The 551-nt window shown below is 50.8% G+C and carries 1 protein-coding gene and 1 pseudogene; both read right to left on the bottom strand.

From position 1 onward, the window contains the following. Positions 1-173 (bottom strand): annotated as a pseudogene (locus tag GCE9029_RS25380) (Na+/H+ antiporter subunit E); the annotation flags it as partial. Next, positions 170-551 (bottom strand): proton-conducting transporter transmembrane domain-containing protein (locus GCE9029_RS25375; RefSeq protein WP_269449290.1); only part of this gene is annotated, 382 nt, incomplete at its 5' end. The gene GCE9029_RS25375 and the pseudogene GCE9029_RS25380, both read right to left, overlap by 4 nt.

The following is a 551-nucleotide window of genomic DNA, read 5'->3' as shown; positions in this document are numbered from 1 at the left end:
CCAACGGCGGCACTGAATACGCGAAAGTAACTGTTCTTAATGCCAAACGGTTGACTTAATCGCAGCGCGAAAAAGCCTGCCACAAAGCCAAGCACAAAGTTGATGCTGCTGTAGTTACCACTTAGCAACATCCAGCTCAGAGCGAGGAACAGGTTGAGGAAAAAGTAAATCATGGTGCACCTCCCAGAACGGCTTGGATGTAGGCGTCAGGCACCAATAGCTGCTGCGCGGCGTGCTCTGCGAACTGATAGAAAGGCTCCGCGACCAGGCCGATCAGCAAGCTGAGGGCTGCCAACATCACGATAGGAAGGCTGTACAAATACAGCGGCGCTCGACTCAAGGCCTTGCTCTCAAGTTCATCATTCGTTGGCTTTTTCCAGAACGCCTCGTTCCAGATTTTGCTCATGGAAAAAATGGTCAGTAAGCCAACTAATAATGCCGTCGCCGCGAGCAAATAGTCGCTCGTTTGTAAGCTTGCCTTGATGACGATAAATTTGCCCCAGAAGCCTGATAAGGGGGGAAAACCTGCCAGAGAAAAGGCGCTGATAAAG

The sequence above is a fragment of the Grimontia celer genome, assembly GCF_900055185.1.
GTDB lineage: Bacteria > Pseudomonadota > Gammaproteobacteria > Enterobacterales > Vibrionaceae > Enterovibrio > Enterovibrio celer.
Note: the sequence above shows the minus strand (reverse complement) of the source record. Positions and strands in the feature narration are given on the sequence as shown.